Genomic DNA, 15,418 nt, shown 5'->3' with positions numbered 1-15,418 from the left:
CGCGGCGCCGTAAATGGGAATGAACCGGGGCGGGCCAGGTGTTAACATGACAAGCCCGGCAAGGTGCCGGGACGTACGGGGCTGAACGGTTTCGACTGCGTACGTAGATTCAGGGGAAGCGTGTCGGTGCAGGCAAGAGACCACCGTAAGCGTCGCTGCAACCAATTAAGCGCCGATTCCAATCAGCGCGAGTACGCTCTCGCTGCCTAAGCGATAGCGTCTCTGTCGGCCCGAGGTTCGCCCTCGGCTTCGGTGCCGGCATCAGCTAGAGGGCTCACCGTGCGACTCGGTCGCGGAGTAGTACGGGACATCCAACAGCGACTGGGATCGTCATCCCGGCTTGTTCGCGAGACCGGGAGATCCGAGTAGAGGCACAGCGGACTGCACACGGAGAAGCCTTGATGAAGCGGCGGAGGACCCGGGTTCGATTCCCGGCAGCTCCACGGAAAGCCCGCAGGTCACAGACCTGCGGGCTTTTATTTTGCGTTGGCTCGGCGGGAAGCGGCTCGCACGGTACCGGCGGGTCGCGGCGCCGGGGTATCGCTCTCGGCGGCGAGAAACCGTGCGGTCTCGACATCGGCGGGCAGATAGGTTTCGACGGCGATCTCGGCCAGCGTGATATCGAAGGCCGCGCCGAAGGTGGTGATGGCATTGATGAAACACAGCCGCCTACCACGATATTCGAGATGGATAGGCAGGGCGATCTCCGCCGGGTCCGGTTGCGGATGGTCGGCCGGCGAACCGTAGGAGACCAGTTCCTCGTACAGAGCGTTCAGTGCTGAGTCCCCGCTCTGCGCCGCCTGGCGGGCCAGCCGCGGCAGCAGATGAGCGCGCACCTGTTCGAGGTTGGCGACACGGGACGCGAAGCCGCGGGGGTGCAGACCCAGCCGCATCATGTTCACCGGCGGCCGCAGCAGAGCGGAGTCGACACCGTCGAGAAAGATTGCGACCGCATCGTTGGCGAGGACAAGATTCCAGCGCCGATCTACTGCCAGGGCCGGATACGGTTCGTGAGCACGCACGAACCGTTCGAGGGTCTTGCGCACCTGAGTCATATCAGGGTCGTCGAGCGGGCGCTGCCGATAGATCGGGGCGTGACCGGCCGCGACGAGCAGGCGGTTGCGTTCGCGCAACGGAACCGACAGGTGTTCGGCCAGTCGCAGGACCATCGCGCCGCTGGGAATCGTTCGCCCGGTTTCGACGAAACTGATGTGGCGGGGCGAGACATCGGCCCGGATCGCGAGCTCGAGCTGGCTGATCTTCCGGCGCCGGCGCCACTCCCGCAGCAGCACCCCTACCGGCCCGTCTTCGATCATCGGTCGAGTATCACCGGGCCGGGCCGAGCTTCGCCACTACCACCCAGGTAATCGACGGCTTCGGTCACGGCGTGCGAGCGTCGGACCATGACCGACAGCACCCTCAGCCGCGCCGAACGCAACAGGCGACTCGTCGTCGACGGATTCGCCCAGTTCGCGGCCGGAAACATCGAGATACTGCGCACCCTGCTACGGGAGGATTTCGTCGAACACAGCCCGGGCAACCCGTCCGGACGGGACGCGTTCATAGAATTCGTCGCCACCGCCCCGGTGGCGAACGCCCGGCTGGAACTGCGGCGGGTGGTCGCCGACGACGAGCATGTGGTGGTGCACTACCTCATGACGACCCCGGCGGACGAGCGGGGAACCGCGGTCGTCGATATCTGGCGGCTGATCGACGATCGCATTGTCGAACACTGGGATGTCGTCCAGCCGGTTCCCGACAGCGCGCAGATACCCAACGGCATGTTGTGATCGTCGTGCCACCGACCAGGTGCACCGAGCGGAGACATTGATCCGGTTACACCCCGAAACACCGACAGTCCGTTGTCGCCGGGGGCTGTCATGGTGACCCTCATGGAACACAACAGCACTGCCCCGCAAGGTCCGCACGCTGTCCTGCTCACCGGCTGGACGGACCTGTGGAACGGCGACCTCGCCCAGGCGAGCCGAATCTGCGCGTCTACCGTTCGAATTCGCTTCGGCGGACGAGCGATCGGCGCGCTCGGCGACGAGGTCGCGACGGCCCGAGAACTTGCTGACCTGATCGGAGACTTCCGATCGACCCGTCCGGGCCTCATCTACAGCGTCGTCGAGGCCCGGACGACGGAAGACTGGGGCTACTGCGTCTGGAACGCGTCGATGGGTGACCGACATGTGGGCGGCATCGACACCTTCACTTTCGACGGGACCGGCATCACCGATGTCCACTCGGTGACGGCAGAACGCCCCATGAGTCGTTGAGCCCCTCGCTCCCGGTCGGCAGGATGATCGTGTGCGCCGCCTCGAACGCCTCCACGCGATCACCAACCACCTGAGAGTCCACTCACTCCGTCCCGTGTCTGCGGCCGTCCTCGCAGACCGGTTCGGGGTGAGCCGACGAACGATCGAGCGTGACCTACGTTCCCTGAACGACGCCGGCGTTCCCATCTACGGATCCCCGGGCCGCACCGGCGGGTACGCGATTCTGCCCGAGTACTCGCTGCCGCCCGTGCAGCTCACTGCCGAAGAGGCAATGGCCTGTGTCGCAGCTCTCGGGCTGATGGATCGCTCACCGCTTGCCCCGCACGCCCGGACCGCACTCGACAAGCTCCGCCTGGCCCTGCCCGAACCGGTCGAAGCGGCAGCCGCGGCTACACCTGTCGTCATGACGGTGGTCACGCGGCAGGCACAAAGAACCGCCGCCTGGCTCGATGCTGTGCGCGACCGCACCCTAGTGGAGATCCGCTACGAGAACGATCCAGCTCCCCGACTCGTCGAGCCGTACACCGTGCTCGAAGGAGATGGCTCTTGGTACCTCGTCGGATGGTGCAGAACACGTGACGGCGTGCGGGGTTTCCGCACCGATCGCGTCGTCGGGTTGTCCGCCACGGCGACCGTATTCGAACCCGACCACGCAGCCGCGGTCACGAACGACCTTGTCCGGTGGGCCGTCGCGCCGCTGACATGACGCCTCGCGCGCGACCGCCCCGGAGACCGGTGGCCACCAATGCCCCGCCGGCCGTGGCCACGGTTGCCGCGACGATCGCGAAAAGTGTGACGCCGGTGGCGAAACCCAGGTGATCGCTGACGAAGCCCAGTCCGAGGATGAGCAGTCCGGCGAAAGCGTATGCACCGATATTGAGTGCCGCGTTGGCCTCGGCCAGCCGGTCGGCCGGGATATCGGAGTTGAGCAATGCCAGTCCGCCGAGCATCCCCGGTCCGTAGGCGGTACCGGCCAGCACCGCGGCGGCGGCCAGACCGGCCACCGACGCGGTGTCGACCGCGAGGACCAGGGCCACCACGCACACGATGGTGCTCGATACCGAGACCAGCAGCAGCCGGCGCACCGGGAGACCGCGCAATACGAACTGACTGCCGGTGGCCACTGCGAAGGTCAGGCAGGCCAGTACTCCGGGCACGATCCGATTCGTCGTGTGCAGCAGCTCCGAGAGCAGCGACGGGGCCAGTGACAGCATGAACGCCGTGGTCGTCAACGCGGAACCGGCGACGGTGACGGCGATCAGCAGCCGACGGCGGTTGGGGCGCGGTACCCGGGGCACCCGGATCCAGGCGTCGCCACGCCGGCCACCGGCGTGCGGGATGGGCACCGCGACGACGATCGCCAGCGCCACCAGCAGGAACACGGTCTCCAGCAGGAAAACGGTGACGGTCGGGCCCGGCACGGTTTCGGAGAGCAGCCCGCCCAGCAGCGGACCGAGCCCGGTACCGGCCGCGATGCCGACGGCACCCGCCAGCGCGGCGGATCGGGTGCGGGCCGGGCCGGCGATATCGGTCACCGCCGCCACGCCGGCCGAAACCATCGCACCGCTGGCTATCCCGGTGAGGGTGCGCGCGATGAACAGCGCGAGCGTGCCGGGCGCGGCGGCGAAGATCAGTCCCGCCGCGACGGCCAGTACGAGGGCGGGGATCAGCACCGCTTTTCGCCCGAGGCGGTCGGAGGCGACCCCGCACACCAGGAGAGCCAGGGCCATACCCGCCATATAGCAACAGAAGACCGCGGTGAGCGTGCTCTTGCTGAAACCGAATTCGGCCTGCCAGAGCACATACAGCGGGGTGGCCGCGTTGGCGAGGACGAATACGGCGGCGATCGGCCACGCGGCCGACCAGATACGCCGACCCGCGCGGCGATCTCCCGGCGCGCGGGCATCGAGTACGGCCGTTGCGACCATGGTGCACTCCTGACTCAAGTACGAGTTTTCTCGAACAAGTACGAACAGAGTCGAACTGTAGCATCAAGTACGATAATTGTCGTACTGGACAACAGCCGAGGAGAGCCGTGCCGGACATCACCACCCGCCGGGGCGAGACAGCCGCGCCCGGCGAGCTACTACCCGAGCCCACACGTGCGGAAATGCGCCTGGAAGCCGTGCTGGCCGCGCTCAGCGATCCGCTGCGGCTGAGCATCGTGCGCGCCTACTACCTCGACGCCGGCGGCGTGCCACAGGCCTGCGGCTGGTTCGAGATCGACCGGCCGAAGTCGACACGGACCCACCACTGGCGAGTGCTGCGCGAATCGGGACTGATCCGGCAGTGGCAGTACGGCCTGGAGCGCCGCAATGTGGTCCGGGTCGACGATCTGAACGCGCGGTTCCCGGGACTGTTGGATCTGGTCGCGAACTGGGAACCGCCACCGAGCCGCCCTACCGCCGGGTAGCTTTGATGTAACCCTTCTTTTCTGTTACTCCTCGTCCCACTTATGTGTATGATCGCGTCTGCCGGTGAATTGCCGCCGCGACCTCGTCGCGCACGGCCCTGGTGACGATCGAGGAGGATCGATGAGGTTGTTCGGCACCCCCGCTCCCGACCGGGCGACCGATCCGGGAGACGTCGCGTTGAACGCTCGCGACGTGCGCTTCGACTGGGCTGATATCCCGCTGCACTGGATGGCCGCCGAACCCATCGCCTCCCATGTGATGAACTCGCTCAACCTCCTGCTGCCCGAGGGCGAACGCAGCTTCCTCACCACATTCGGTGAGGCGCTCCCGTTCGTCCGGGACGCGAAACTACGTGAGGACATGCTCGGATTCATCGGCCAGGAGTCGATGCACGCCGAGACCCACGCCGGCTCCCACGACATGTTGCTCACCGCCAACGGGATAGACCCGCGGCCCTTCCTCGAGCACGCGGAATACCTCTTCCGCAAAACCGTCGGCCCCCGGCAGGGCACGGGCACCCGGGCCGGTCGGCAGCAATTGGTGGACCGGCTCGGGGTCATCGCTTCCCTGGAACACTTCTTCGCGTTCCTGGGCGATTGGGTACTCAACAGTGAACTGGAGAAGTTCGACGCCGACCCGCGCATGCTCGACCTGTACCGCTGGCACGGCGCCGAAGAGGTGGAACACCGCAATGTGGCCCACGACGTCGCCGAATACTTCGGGGTGGGTTATTTCCGGCGGGGCGCGTTGATGCTGCTGGTCTTCCCGTCGTTCCTGGTGTTGCTCGTCCGCGGTACCAAATACCTGGTGCGCCGAGATCCGTCGCTGCCCGACCTGGGCTACCCGGGACTGCTGCTGAAGATCTTCGGCGCCATGCGCCGGGGCGCGTTACCGGGAATCCCGGCGCTGCTGACCAGCGCGCTGTCGACATTCCGGCCGGGGTACAGCCCGGAGTCGGTCGGGTCCACCGCTCAGGCCATCGCCTACCTGGCACAGTCACCGGCCGCGCGGGCGGCGTCGTGACCGTCGCGGATCCGCGGCCGGCGCCGGCGATCCCGCTGCCACCCGATCTGTACGGCGGGAAGCACGGCGACCGCACGCTGCGTCTGCTCGACGCGATGGTGAACGCGCGGATGCGCTGGACCGCGTTCACCAACCGGCGCGATGTGGCGCCGCGCGCGGACGACCGCCGGATCCGCGTCCGTGTCGTCGAGCGACAGGTGCGAGCGCACGACCACGAGGTGGTGAGCCTGCGGCTGGCCGCCGCGGACGGGCGGCAGTTACCGGCTTGGCGGCCGGGCGCCCATCTGGATCTGGAACTGCCCTCGGGCCGGCTGCGCCAGTACTCGCTGTGCGGCGATCCGGCCGATACGCGGACCTATCGGATCGCGGTGCGCCGTATCCCGGACGGCGGCGGCGGATCGAACGAGGTACACCGGGAGATCACGGTCGGCTCCGCGCTGGTGGTCCGGGGCCCGCGCAACGCGTTCCCGTTCGCGGTGCCGGGTCACGGATCACCGGCCACCCGGCTGCGTTTCGTGGCCGGTGGGATCGGTATCACCCCGATCCTGCCCATGATGCGATCGGCCGAATCGCTCGGCATCGAATGGACCATGCTGTACACCGGCCGGGCCCGGGACACCCTTCCCTTCCTGACCGAAGTGGAACGCTTCGGCGACCGGGTCACCGTGCGCACCGACGACCGGAACGGACTCCCGACCGGCGCCGAACTCGTGCACGGAGTCCGCCGGGGAACCGCGGTGTATTGTTGCGGCCCGGCGCCGATGGTCGGCGCGGTCGCCGCCGCCGTGCGCGATATGGCCGAGGTGGAACTGCATTCCGAACGGTTCTCGGCACCACCGGTGGTCGACGGAATGCCCTTCGAGATCGAACTGGCCCGCAGCGGTGACGTTCTGCGCGTCCCGGCCGACAGATCCGCCCTGGATGTGTTGCTGGCACACCGGCCGGACCAACCGTACTCGTGCCGCCAGGGTTTCTGCCGCACCTGCAAGGTCCGGGTGCTGGCCGGCTCCCCCGACCACCGCGATTCCGTCCTGACCCCCGCCGAGCGCGCCGACGGCGACCTGCTGGCGTGTGTATCGCGTTGTGCGGGTGGGCGTCTGGTACTCGACCTCTAGATCCGCAAGCATCGAGGAGTAAGCGTGACCGAACCCGACCACGAACCCACCGCGACCCGGCGCACGGTCCGCAGCGGCGACTTCGACCTCGCGGTATACGAATACGGTGACCCGGCCGCAGAAACCGTCGTCCTGGTGCACGGCTGGCCCGATACGAACCATCTGTGGCACGGCGTGATCCCGCTGCTGGCCCGGAACTTCCATGTGGTCGCCTACGACACTCGCGGACACGGCGCCTCGACCCGGACCGGCCGGGTCGCCGACTTCCGGCTCAGTGAACTGGCCACGGACTTCTTCGCGATCGCCGACGCGGTGAGCCCGGGGCGGCCGGTGCACGTCCTCGCCCACGACTGGGGTTCGGTACAGGTCTGGGAGGCCGTCTGCGAGCCGGGAGCGGCCGAGCGGATCGCCTCGTTCACCTCGGTATCCGGCCCCAATCTCGACCATCTGGGCAAATGGGTTCGCGACCGGCTCGGTCGGCCCGGTCCGCGCAACATCTGGCAGCCGTTCACCCAGTTGCTCTCCTCGGCCTACACCGGGTTCTTCATGACCCCCGGCCTGCCGCGCTGGGCGTTCGGGATGCTCGCCACCGAACAACGCTGGCGCCGGGTCATCCAGATCATGAACGATACCGCGCCCTCGACGATCTTCTTCGCCCCGACCTTGAAGCGGGATATGGTCGACGGCCTGCTCATCTACCGCGCGAATATCTTCGCGCATCTGCTCAACCCCCGGGAACGCACCACCGACGTACCGGTCCAGCTCATCGTGGCGGGACGCGATATCGCGGTCCGGCCCGCCGGATACGACGATACGGCGCGCTGGGTCTCACGAGTGTGGCGCCGCGATGTACCGGCCGGTCACTGGATGCCGTTCTCCCATCCCGAATTGCTGGCCACCGCGACAACCGAATTCGTGAACGCCGTGCGCCGGGGAGAGGTCGCCACGGGTGTCACCCGGCGGATCGCCGGTGCCGAGCCCGCGCGCCGGTTGCGCGCGGTCCGGCCCACGGGCACGGACTGAGATCCGCGGCAGGGGTATTCGCCCGGGGTGGCCCGGCTCGCGTACCGGTCACGATTCGGCCGGTGGCGCGACGGGCTCCGGGTGGGCACGACGGAAACGCTCGCCCCACGCCCGGATGTGCTCGGCCAGTTCCGGGGGTTGCAGGACCCGGAAGTCGGCGCCGAGAGATCCCAGTGACATGGTGGGCCAGTCCAGGGAGTCGGTGGTCATGAATACCCGGCAATGTCCGGTATCGATCTCTTCCACGGTGCCCCACCGGCCCAAACGCTGCCGGACGAACTCGGCCGGAGCATCGACCTGTGCCTCGATCCGGTGCAGATGCGGCATATTGTCGACCCCCGACCGGACGAATTCCGCGGCGTCGGCGGTGGGCAGCTCCCGGGGACGGAAGCGCGATCCGTCACCTGCCGGACCGGTGAGCCGGTCGATCCGGAAACTACGCCAATCGTGGCGAGTCAGATCGAAGGCCACCAGGTACCAGCGTCGACCCAGCGATACCAGACGATGCGGTTCGACGTGACGCTCGCTCCGCCGACCGTCCGCGGCGGTGTAGGTGAAAAGCAACCGTTCACTGTCACGGCAGGCCAGGGCGACCGCGGTGAGTGCCGCCGGGTCCGGAGCAGCGCCCGGGCGCCCGCCACCCCAATCCGCGGGTACCGTCATGGCCCGGACCGCATCCACCCGTTTCCGCAGCCGCGGCGGCATCACCTGCACCACTTTCGCCAGTGCGCGCACCGAGGATTCCGCCACGCCCTCGACCATGCCCTGCATCGCGAACTGGAGTCCGACCACGAGTGCCACCGCCTCGTCGTCGTCGACCATCAGCGGGGGCAGCGCCGCACCGGCGGCCAGTTGATAGCCGCCGTCGACCCCGCGCTGGGCCTCCACCGGATACCCGAGTTCCCGCAGGCGGTCGATATCTCGGCGCAGGGTCCGCGGTGACACCTTCAGCCGGATGGCCAGCTCGTTGCCGGGCCAGTATTTGTGGGTCTGCAGCAGCGACAGCAGGCGCAATGTCCGGGTGCTCGTATTGGCCATACTGTCGATTGTTCTCGAATTACGGTCAGATAGTGACCGTTGGGGTGGGCGAACCGGGCGATACCCGGTTCGCCTCGGTCTAGCCCGAGCCGAGCGCGCGCAGCGACACCCCGGTGATGGTGTCGGCGGATATCGACTCGTCCGCATGCTTACGGCCGTAGACCAGGATCGGCGCGCCCACGGCGATGGCCTCGATCGTGGTGGCGACCAGCACGTAGACCTTCGTGTGCTCATCGGCGTGCACGACGATCACGCTGTGGTTGATCTCGCTTTTGATGGTGAGGGTCCTGCCGTCGTTGGTCAGCACCTTGCCCCAGGCGAAACCCGCCCCGATATCGGGGGATTCGGCGGCCGGGTCCTCGGTCCGGCTCGGCGATATGGTCGAGACAACGGTGGCCGCGGTCGGGGCAGCGGCCTGGTTCGTCCCGCTCGTCCGGCCCATGTAGAAGAAGGCCACCGCGAGCAGGACGGCGAGTCCGATACACAGGCCCAGCAGTGCGTGACCACCGACGGGAAGCAACTCCAGGGCTTCGGTTTCCGGTACGGGCCAGGCGTTGTCCGACGGATCCGCCGGCGGCTGCCGATACGCGCCCGAACGCACGGTCTCCGGCCGTGGAAACGCCGGGTACGCCGGGTAGTCGGCAGGCGCGGCCGGGTCCGGCACTGTCCGCGGCACGGACCCCTCGTAGCCCTCCGGGGCGTATTCCTGGTAGCCCTCCGGGGCGTACTCCTCGTAGCCCTCCGGGGCGTACTCCTGGTAGCCGTATTCCGCCGGACCGTTATCCGGCAAACCGGATTCCGGCTGCGGCCCGTCGGCGGCATAGGCGTTCTCTTCGCCGCTGCCCGACGGTCCGGACGGCACGAACCCGGCCGGACCGCGGTCGCCGGCGGCCTCGGTATCCGCGATACGCGTACCGTCGCCGGCTCCGGGCTCCTGCGCCGCCGAACCGAGCAGGCGAACCGACTCGAGCGGCCCGGCAACCCCCGAGCGATCCTGGAACGGGCGGTTTGTCGCGGTACGTTGAACGCGTGGATCCAAGCTGCCGAACTGATCGGCAGACAAGCCAGCGCGGTGGCGTGACCGCGACCACGGAGTGTGCTTGTCGGACATACTGCCAGGTTAGGTCCTCTGTTCAGGCCCCTATCGTCACTGGCGGGAGGAATCATCGGATGAAAGCGGTTCTGTAGCACCGGCTTACGCCCCCGACCGGATCATCCGGCCGCCAGCACCTCCAGAACCTGCTCTCCGTAACGTGCCAGCTTGTTCTCCCCGACACCGTTCACAGTACCGAGCGCACCCAGATCGGCGGGCTTACGCGCGGCGATATCGCGCAGGGTGGCGTCGTGGAATACGACATAGGCGGGAACACCCTGTTCCTTGGCAGTATCGGCCCGCCACTGGCGCAGCTTCTCGAACAGCGAGGTATCGGCGGGGTCGAGATCGACAGGCGCGGATCTACCGGATTTCGCGCTGCGGGCCGCACGCGAGGGCGTGGGCCGTTCGGATTCGCGGCGCAATCGGACGGTCCGGCCTTCGAAGAGCACTTCCTCGCTGGCCTCGGTCAGGGTGAGCACTCCGTAGTCCCCGTGGACGGCGAGCAGGCCCTGGGCCAGTAATTGACGCGTCACACCGCGCCATTGGGTATCGCGCAGATCGGTGCCGACGCCGAACACACTGAGTTCGTGGTGGTCGTATTGCTGCACCTTCTGATTCTGCTTGCCGAGCAGGATATCGATGAGGTGACCGGCGCCGAAGCTCTGACCGCGCTCCCGTTTCAGCCGCAGAACGGCCGACAGCAGTTTCTGCGCCGCGACGGTGCCGTCCCAGGATTCGGGCGGATTCAGGCAGGTGTCGCAGTTCCCGCACGGCTGCGGCGGCTGACCGAAATAGGCGAGCAACTGGGCACGGCGGCAGTCGACCGTTTCGCACAGTGCGAGCATCGCGTCGAGGTGCAACTGCAACTGTCGGCGGTGGGCGGCATCGCCCTCGGAGGTCTCGATGAGTTTGCGCTGCTGCACCACATCCTGCAGGCCGTAGACCATCCACGCCGTGGAGGCCAGTCCGTCCCGGCCGGCACGTCCGGTTTCCTGGTAGTAGCCCTCGACGGATTTGGGCAGGTCGAGATGGGCGACGAAACGGACATCGGGTTTATCGATACCCATCCCGAACGCGATCGTGGCCACGACCACCAGACCGTCCTCGCGCAGGAAGCGAGCCTGGTTCTCGGCGCGGGTCCGATGATCCAGGCCGGCGTGGTACGGGACCGCCCGGATACCGTTCTCGGTGAGGAAGGCGGCGGTCTTCTCCACCGAGTTGCGGGACAGGCAGTAGACGATTCCGGCGTCGCCGGGATGTTCGGCACGCAGGAAGTCCAGCAGTTGGCGATCGGGCCGGTTCTTCGGTTCGACCCGGTACTGGATATTGGGCCGGTCGAAACTGGCCACGAACCGCCGTGCCTGCCCCAGATCCAGCCGGGTGATGATCTCGTCGCGGGTCTTCTCGGTCGCGGTGGCGGTGAGCGCGATGCGGGGCACCTCGGGCCAGCGTTCGTGCAGCATGGACAGGGCCAGATAGTCGGGCCGGAAATCGTGGCCCCACTGCGATACACAGTGCGCCTCGTCGATCGCGAACAGCGCGATGCGGCCGCGATCGAGCAACTGCGCCGTGGATTCCATCCGCAACCGCTCGGGCGCCAGGTACAGCAGGTCGAGTTCACCGGCCACGAACTGCGCTTCCACCACCCGCCGTTCGTCCGGGAACTGGGTGGAATTGAGGAAGCCGGCCCGGACGCCGAGCGCGCTGAGCGCGTCGACCTGGTCCTGCATGAGTGCGATCAGCGGGGAGACCACGACCCCGACACCGTCGCGGACCAGCGCGGGGATCTGGTAACACAGCGATTTGCCGCCGCCCGTGGGCATGAGCACCAGGGCGTCACCACCGCTGATCACCTGGTCGACGATCGCGCGCTGTTCTCCCCGGAAACTCTCGTAACCGAACACCCGGCTCAGAACCCGCTGTGCCGCATCGATTTCGGCATCCGGCCGGTCAGCGGGCGCGGTCGGGGCTTCGGGGGATTCCACGCGGCCCATCCTACGAGCCCGCGCGGACGGCCGGAGGGGCCGCCGGCGACCGGGCCGGGACACGGTCCATGTTGCGCACATGTGGACAACCCGCCGGCCGGCCGCCTGGGACGGGGACTTCCGGCGACCGACCGCGCCCGTCCGGTTGTACTGCACCGGATCACAGCCGAACCGCACCGGATCACTTAGGTTGTCCGATATGGCATCCAGAACACGAGCGCGCGCCCGGCGGGCGCTGTTCGCCGCGGTGGCGGTAACGGCGGCCTGCGTGGGTGCGGCGCCCGCGCAGGCACAGGCCTTCCCGGCGATGTGCGCGGACGGCTGGGAGACGACCACGATCGTCGACGGCGTCGGGAATCTGGAGAATCTGGATTCCGACGGCGCGGGCGGTTTCTACGTCACCGGTATCGTCGACGGCTACCTCGGCCATGTCTCCGCCGACGGGAAGCTCGAGAAGCTGGTCACCGGGCTGGAACATCCGGCCGGTGTCCGGGTGGCCGGGCGCTCGGTGTACTACCTGACCGGTGACGGGCTGACCGACCCACCGGGCACGCTACAGCGCTACGACCTCGACACCGGCGCGGTGACCGTACTCCGTACCGGGCTCAACGGTCCGAACGGATTGCTGCTGCTCCCCGACGGCGACCTGCTGATCAGCACGATCGGTGTACTGGGCGCGCCGACCGGGATCGCCAGGTACCGGCCCTCGACCGGGGATTTCACCGAGTCGTGGTCCCCGGTACCGCTCACCAACGGTCTGGCGCTGGCTCCCGACGGCGCGTCGATCTACACCGGGAATCTGACCATGCGGATCTTCCGGGTCCCGTTGCACGCCCCCGCCGCCGCACAGGTCGTCGCCGGTCCCCCGAATCTGCTGGCGGTCCCCGACGATATGGAGGCCACCCGCGACGGTGACCTGTATGTCGCCGACCACGGCGTCGGCGCGGTCTATCGCGTGGACCCGGCAACCGGATCGGGCTGTGCCGTCGTGACCGGCCTGATCAAAAGGCTCGACCCGATCCGCATGCCGCCCGACGGCACGACCTCGGTGCGCATCGCCCGCGACGGAGATACCTGGGCCCTGTTCGTCACCGCGATGGACGGCGCTCTGCGGCGCCTACGCCCGCCGCCCGGACTCGACCTCACACCGGCCGACAGCACGCGCCGGTGAACGATATCGCCGGCTCGGGGCGAGTTGTCGGAAAGTTTCACCATTCCGGGTAATTGAGGCCGGAAAGTGGCCGCAAAGGGTCATACCGTTTCTTCTGACACGGAATCCACCGGATCCCCGACGGAAGGCGAAGACCATGAGCGAAACCTCCACCCTCCCCGAGACCGACGCCGCCGCGGCCCTCTCCGGTGAGCGGGCCGACCTGCTCGCCGAACTGCGCGCCGCGCGCTTCTTCCTGCGCTTCACCACCCGCGACCTGACCGACGCGCAGGCCGCTGCCCGCCCCACACCCAGCGAACTGTGCCTGGGCGGCCTGATCAAGCACGTCACCGGTTGCGAACGCAGCTGGGTGGAATTCATCGTGGACGGAACCGCCACCTCGAAGGATTTCGACGATATGACCGCCGCGGATTTCGCGGCCCGGGAGAACGAATTCCGGATGCTGCCCGGTGAGACCCTGGCCGGTGTGCTCGCGGCCTACGACGAAGTGGCCCGGCGAACCGACGAGATGGTGGCCGGCCTGCCGGATCTGAACGCGAAGTGGCCGCTGCCCAAGGCACCCTGGTTCCAGGAGAGTCACTGGTCCACGCGCCGGGTACTGCTGCACATCATCGCCGAGACCACCCAGCACGCGGGTCACGCGGATATCCTCCGCGAGGCGATCGACGGCGCCAAGACCATGGGCTGACCGAGCTCGCGGATCACCCCGCGCCTCGGTGGGCGTGGGGTGCCGCGCCGGATGCGCCTGTCCGGCGACCGGAATCCACGGGACCGGGACACTCCGGTGGGCGGCCGTCCGTCGCTCCGGTCATCCGCCCAGCCGGTCCAGGACATGCCGGTGCAACAGGCCGTTGGAGGCCACCGCGTCTCCGCCGTGCGGCCCGTCGCGACCATCGAGCGAGGTGAAGGTGCCGCCCGCTTCACGGACCAGGATGTCCAGCGCCGCCAGATCCCACAGCGAGACCTCGGGTTCGGCCGCGATATCCACCGCGCCTTCCGCGACCAGGCAGTAGTTCAAGAAGTCGCCGTATCCGCGAACCCGCCAGACCTCGTCGGTGAGGTCGATGAACCGCTCGCGCAGGCCGCGGTCGCGCCAGCCGGACAGACTGGAGAACGCGAGGCTGGCCGAACCGGGCTCGGCCACCGCGCTGACGGTGATCGGCTGCGGGGCCCCCGGATGGAAAGTAGACCACGCGCCCTGGCCCGCCGCGGCCCACCAGCGCCGGGCCAGGGCGGGCGCGCTCACCACGCCGACCACGGGCACACCGTCTTCCAGCAGAGCTATCAGAGTCGCCCACACCGGGACCCCGCGCACGAAGTTCTTGGTGCCGTCGATCGGGTCCACCACCCACTGCCGGCCGGTGAACTCGACGGTTCCGCCGAACTCCTCGCCGAGGATCGCGTCCGCCGGGCGGCCGTGCCGCAGGATCCGGCGAATGGCCTCCTCCACGGCGAGATCGGCATCCGATACCGGGGTGAGATCCGGTTTCGCGTCGACCTTCAGATCCAGGGCACCGAACCGTTCCCGGGTGATCGCGTCCGCCTCGTCGGCCAGCCGTAACGCGAGTTCGAGGTCAGAGGAGTGTGCAGCCACACCCGAACACTATCGAGTCGATTCGGGTGCGGCCGCGCGCCGTGCCGTCACGCGGCCGGGACCGGCCCGGGCCCTCAGACCGTCGCGACCGCACGAGCCGCCACCAGCGCCTCCGTCCACCAGTGCAGCCGGTCCAGCATCACCTCGGCCGCGGCCGCCGGTTCCTCGGGCGCGAGCAGTTGCCCGTCCTCCCCGAACAGCAGGTAGTAGCGGGGGAACGACACGTATTCGCGCACGGTGTGGGCGTCGAGTTCGTTGAACACCTGACGCAGCTGTTCGATGGCCAGCAGACCACCGCTGGCTCCGCTGTAGCCGACGAACGCGATCGCCTTGGCTTGCCATTGGGTGAAATGCCAGTCGATGACGGCTTTCAGGGAGGCCGGGAAACTGCGGTTGTAGTCGGGGGTCACGATGACGAACGCGTCCGCGGCGGCGAGCCGCTCGCTCAGCGCCCGCATCCCCTCGGGCCGCGGCGGGTTAGGCTCCATTGCCGGCGGTACGGCCGGCAGGGCCAGCGGAATCTCCGCCTCGGCCAGATCGATCACGTCGATCTCGAAGCGATCGTGGCGGGCGGCCTGCGCGGCGATCCAGGAGGCGACGACCGGCCCGAAGCGCCCTTCCCGGACGCTGCCGACGATCACCGCGAGGCGCAGAGGCGTGGTGGACATGGTGTGCTCCGT

At 68.1% G+C, this 15,418-nt stretch carries 16 protein-coding genes and 1 other RNA gene; 10 read left to right on the top strand and 7 right to left on the bottom strand.

From position 1 onward, the window contains the following. Window positions 1-77 precede the first annotated feature (77 nt). Window positions 78-446: a transfer-messenger RNA gene (ssrA, locus tag ACWCPQ_RS16605) on the top strand. Window positions 447-476: 30 nt separating this feature from the next. On the opposite strand, the gene ACWCPQ_RS16600 is transcribed toward ssrA, so the two are convergent. Further along, a complete protein-coding gene (locus ACWCPQ_RS16600; protein WP_449899483.1) occupies window positions 477-1,316 on the bottom strand; it encodes a helix-turn-helix domain-containing protein in 840 nt (279 codons plus the stop codon). A gap of 87 nt (window positions 1,317-1,403) precedes the next feature. On the opposite strand from ACWCPQ_RS16600, the gene ACWCPQ_RS16595 reads away from it, so the two are divergent. From ACWCPQ_RS16595 to ACWCPQ_RS16585, 3 genes are all read left to right on the top strand, one after another. Beyond that, a complete protein-coding gene (locus ACWCPQ_RS16595; protein WP_449899480.1) occupies window positions 1,404-1,790 on the top strand; it encodes a nuclear transport factor 2 family protein in 387 nt (128 codons plus the stop codon). Window positions 1,791-1,892: 102 nt separating this feature from the next. Continuing rightward, window positions 1,893-2,279 carry a hypothetical protein gene (locus ACWCPQ_RS16590; RefSeq protein ID WP_449899478.1) on the top strand — a complete coding sequence of 129 codons (387 nt, stop codon included), beginning with the start codon at window positions 1,893-1,895 and terminating at the stop codon, window positions 2,277-2,279. Between the two features lie 31 nt (window positions 2,280-2,310). Then, the gene (locus ACWCPQ_RS16585; RefSeq protein ID WP_449899476.1) at window positions 2,311-2,985 is read left to right on the top strand and encodes a helix-turn-helix transcriptional regulator; all 675 of its coding nucleotides are present in this window, start codon (window positions 2,311-2,313) and stop codon (window positions 2,983-2,985) included. On the opposite strand, the gene ACWCPQ_RS16580 is transcribed toward ACWCPQ_RS16585, so the two are convergent. Continuing rightward, window positions 2,942-4,207 (bottom strand): MFS transporter, encoded by a 1,266-nt coding sequence (locus ACWCPQ_RS16580; RefSeq protein ID WP_449899474.1) that lies wholly within the window; start codon window positions 4,205-4,207, stop codon window positions 2,942-2,944. The two genes, ACWCPQ_RS16585 and ACWCPQ_RS16580, sit on opposite strands and share 44 nt — an antisense overlap. 107 nt (window positions 4,208-4,314) lie before the next feature. Here ACWCPQ_RS16580 and ACWCPQ_RS16575 point away from each other — a divergent pair, with 107 nt between their 5' ends. The 4 genes from ACWCPQ_RS16575 (at window position 4,315) to ACWCPQ_RS16560 (ending at window position 7,854) form a co-directional block, all read left to right on the top strand. Beyond that, window positions 4,315-4,692, top strand: a complete 378-nt coding sequence (locus ACWCPQ_RS16575; RefSeq protein ID WP_449899471.1) for an ArsR/SmtB family transcription factor — start codon at window positions 4,315-4,317, stop codon at window positions 4,690-4,692. 121 nt (window positions 4,693-4,813) lie between these two features. Then, the gene (locus tag ACWCPQ_RS16570) at window positions 4,814-5,716 is read left to right on the top strand and encodes a metal-dependent hydrolase (RefSeq protein WP_449899469.1); all 903 of its coding nucleotides are present in this window, start codon (window positions 4,814-4,816) and stop codon (window positions 5,714-5,716) included. Beyond that, the gene (locus ACWCPQ_RS16565) at window positions 5,713-6,831 is read left to right on the top strand and encodes a PDR/VanB family oxidoreductase (protein ID WP_449899466.1); all 1,119 of its coding nucleotides are present in this window, start codon (window positions 5,713-5,715) and stop codon (window positions 6,829-6,831) included. The genes ACWCPQ_RS16570 and ACWCPQ_RS16565 overlap by 4 nt, the downstream gene beginning before the upstream one ends. 24 nt (window positions 6,832-6,855) lie before the next feature. Continuing rightward, window positions 6,856-7,854 (top strand): alpha/beta fold hydrolase, encoded by a 999-nt coding sequence (locus ACWCPQ_RS16560; protein WP_449899464.1) that lies wholly within the window; start codon window positions 6,856-6,858, stop codon window positions 7,852-7,854. Window positions 7,855-7,902: 48 nt separating this feature from the next. Here ACWCPQ_RS16560 and ACWCPQ_RS16555 read toward each other — a convergent pair whose 3' ends face one another. The 3 genes from ACWCPQ_RS16555 to recQ all read right to left on the bottom strand — a co-directional run bounded on the left by ACWCPQ_RS16555 (window position 7,903) and on the right by recQ (window position 11,982). Further along, entirely contained in the window at window positions 7,903-8,892 is a 990-nt protein-coding gene (locus ACWCPQ_RS16555; protein ID WP_449899461.1) for a helix-turn-helix transcriptional regulator, read from the bottom strand. A 79-nt stretch (window positions 8,893-8,971) separates the two neighbouring features. Beyond that, window positions 8,972-10,003, bottom strand: a complete 1,032-nt coding sequence (locus tag ACWCPQ_RS16550; protein ID WP_449899460.1) for a hypothetical protein — start codon at window positions 10,001-10,003, stop codon at window positions 8,972-8,974. Between the two features lie 101 nt (window positions 10,004-10,104). Continuing rightward, window positions 10,105-11,982 (bottom strand): DNA helicase RecQ, encoded by a 1,878-nt coding sequence (recQ, locus tag ACWCPQ_RS16545; RefSeq protein WP_449899458.1) that lies wholly within the window; start codon window positions 11,980-11,982, stop codon window positions 10,105-10,107. Window positions 11,983-12,172: 190 nt separating this feature from the next. Between recQ and ACWCPQ_RS16540 the strand changes: the two genes are divergently transcribed. Together ACWCPQ_RS16540 and ACWCPQ_RS16535 are read left to right on the top strand one after the other, a co-directional pair. After that, complete coding sequence (locus ACWCPQ_RS16540; RefSeq protein ID WP_449899455.1) at window positions 12,173-13,144, top strand: SMP-30/gluconolactonase/LRE family protein; 972 nt, start codon at window positions 12,173-12,175, stop codon at window positions 13,142-13,144. A 136-nt stretch (window positions 13,145-13,280) separates the two neighbouring features. Continuing rightward, window positions 13,281-13,832 (top strand): DinB family protein, encoded by a 552-nt coding sequence (locus ACWCPQ_RS16535; RefSeq protein WP_449899453.1) that lies wholly within the window; start codon window positions 13,281-13,283, stop codon window positions 13,830-13,832. Window positions 13,833-13,952: 120 nt separating this feature from the next. Here the strand turns inward: ACWCPQ_RS16535 and hisN are convergent, their stop codons facing one another. Together hisN and ACWCPQ_RS16525 are read right to left on the bottom strand one after the other, a co-directional pair. Then, window positions 13,953-14,738 (bottom strand): histidinol-phosphatase, encoded by a 786-nt coding sequence (gene hisN, locus ACWCPQ_RS16530; RefSeq protein WP_449899450.1) that lies wholly within the window; start codon window positions 14,736-14,738, stop codon window positions 13,953-13,955. 74 nt (window positions 14,739-14,812) lie between these two features. Further along, entirely contained in the window at window positions 14,813-15,406 is a 594-nt protein-coding gene (locus tag ACWCPQ_RS16525; RefSeq protein WP_449899448.1) for an NADPH-dependent FMN reductase, read from the bottom strand. Window positions 15,407-15,418 lie beyond the last annotated feature (12 nt).

The sequence above is a fragment of the Nocardia sp. NPDC001965 genome (genome assembly GCF_053594175.1).
The sequence above is the reverse complement of the archived record's forward strand: the minus strand, read 5'-3'. Positions and strand labels throughout refer to the sequence as shown.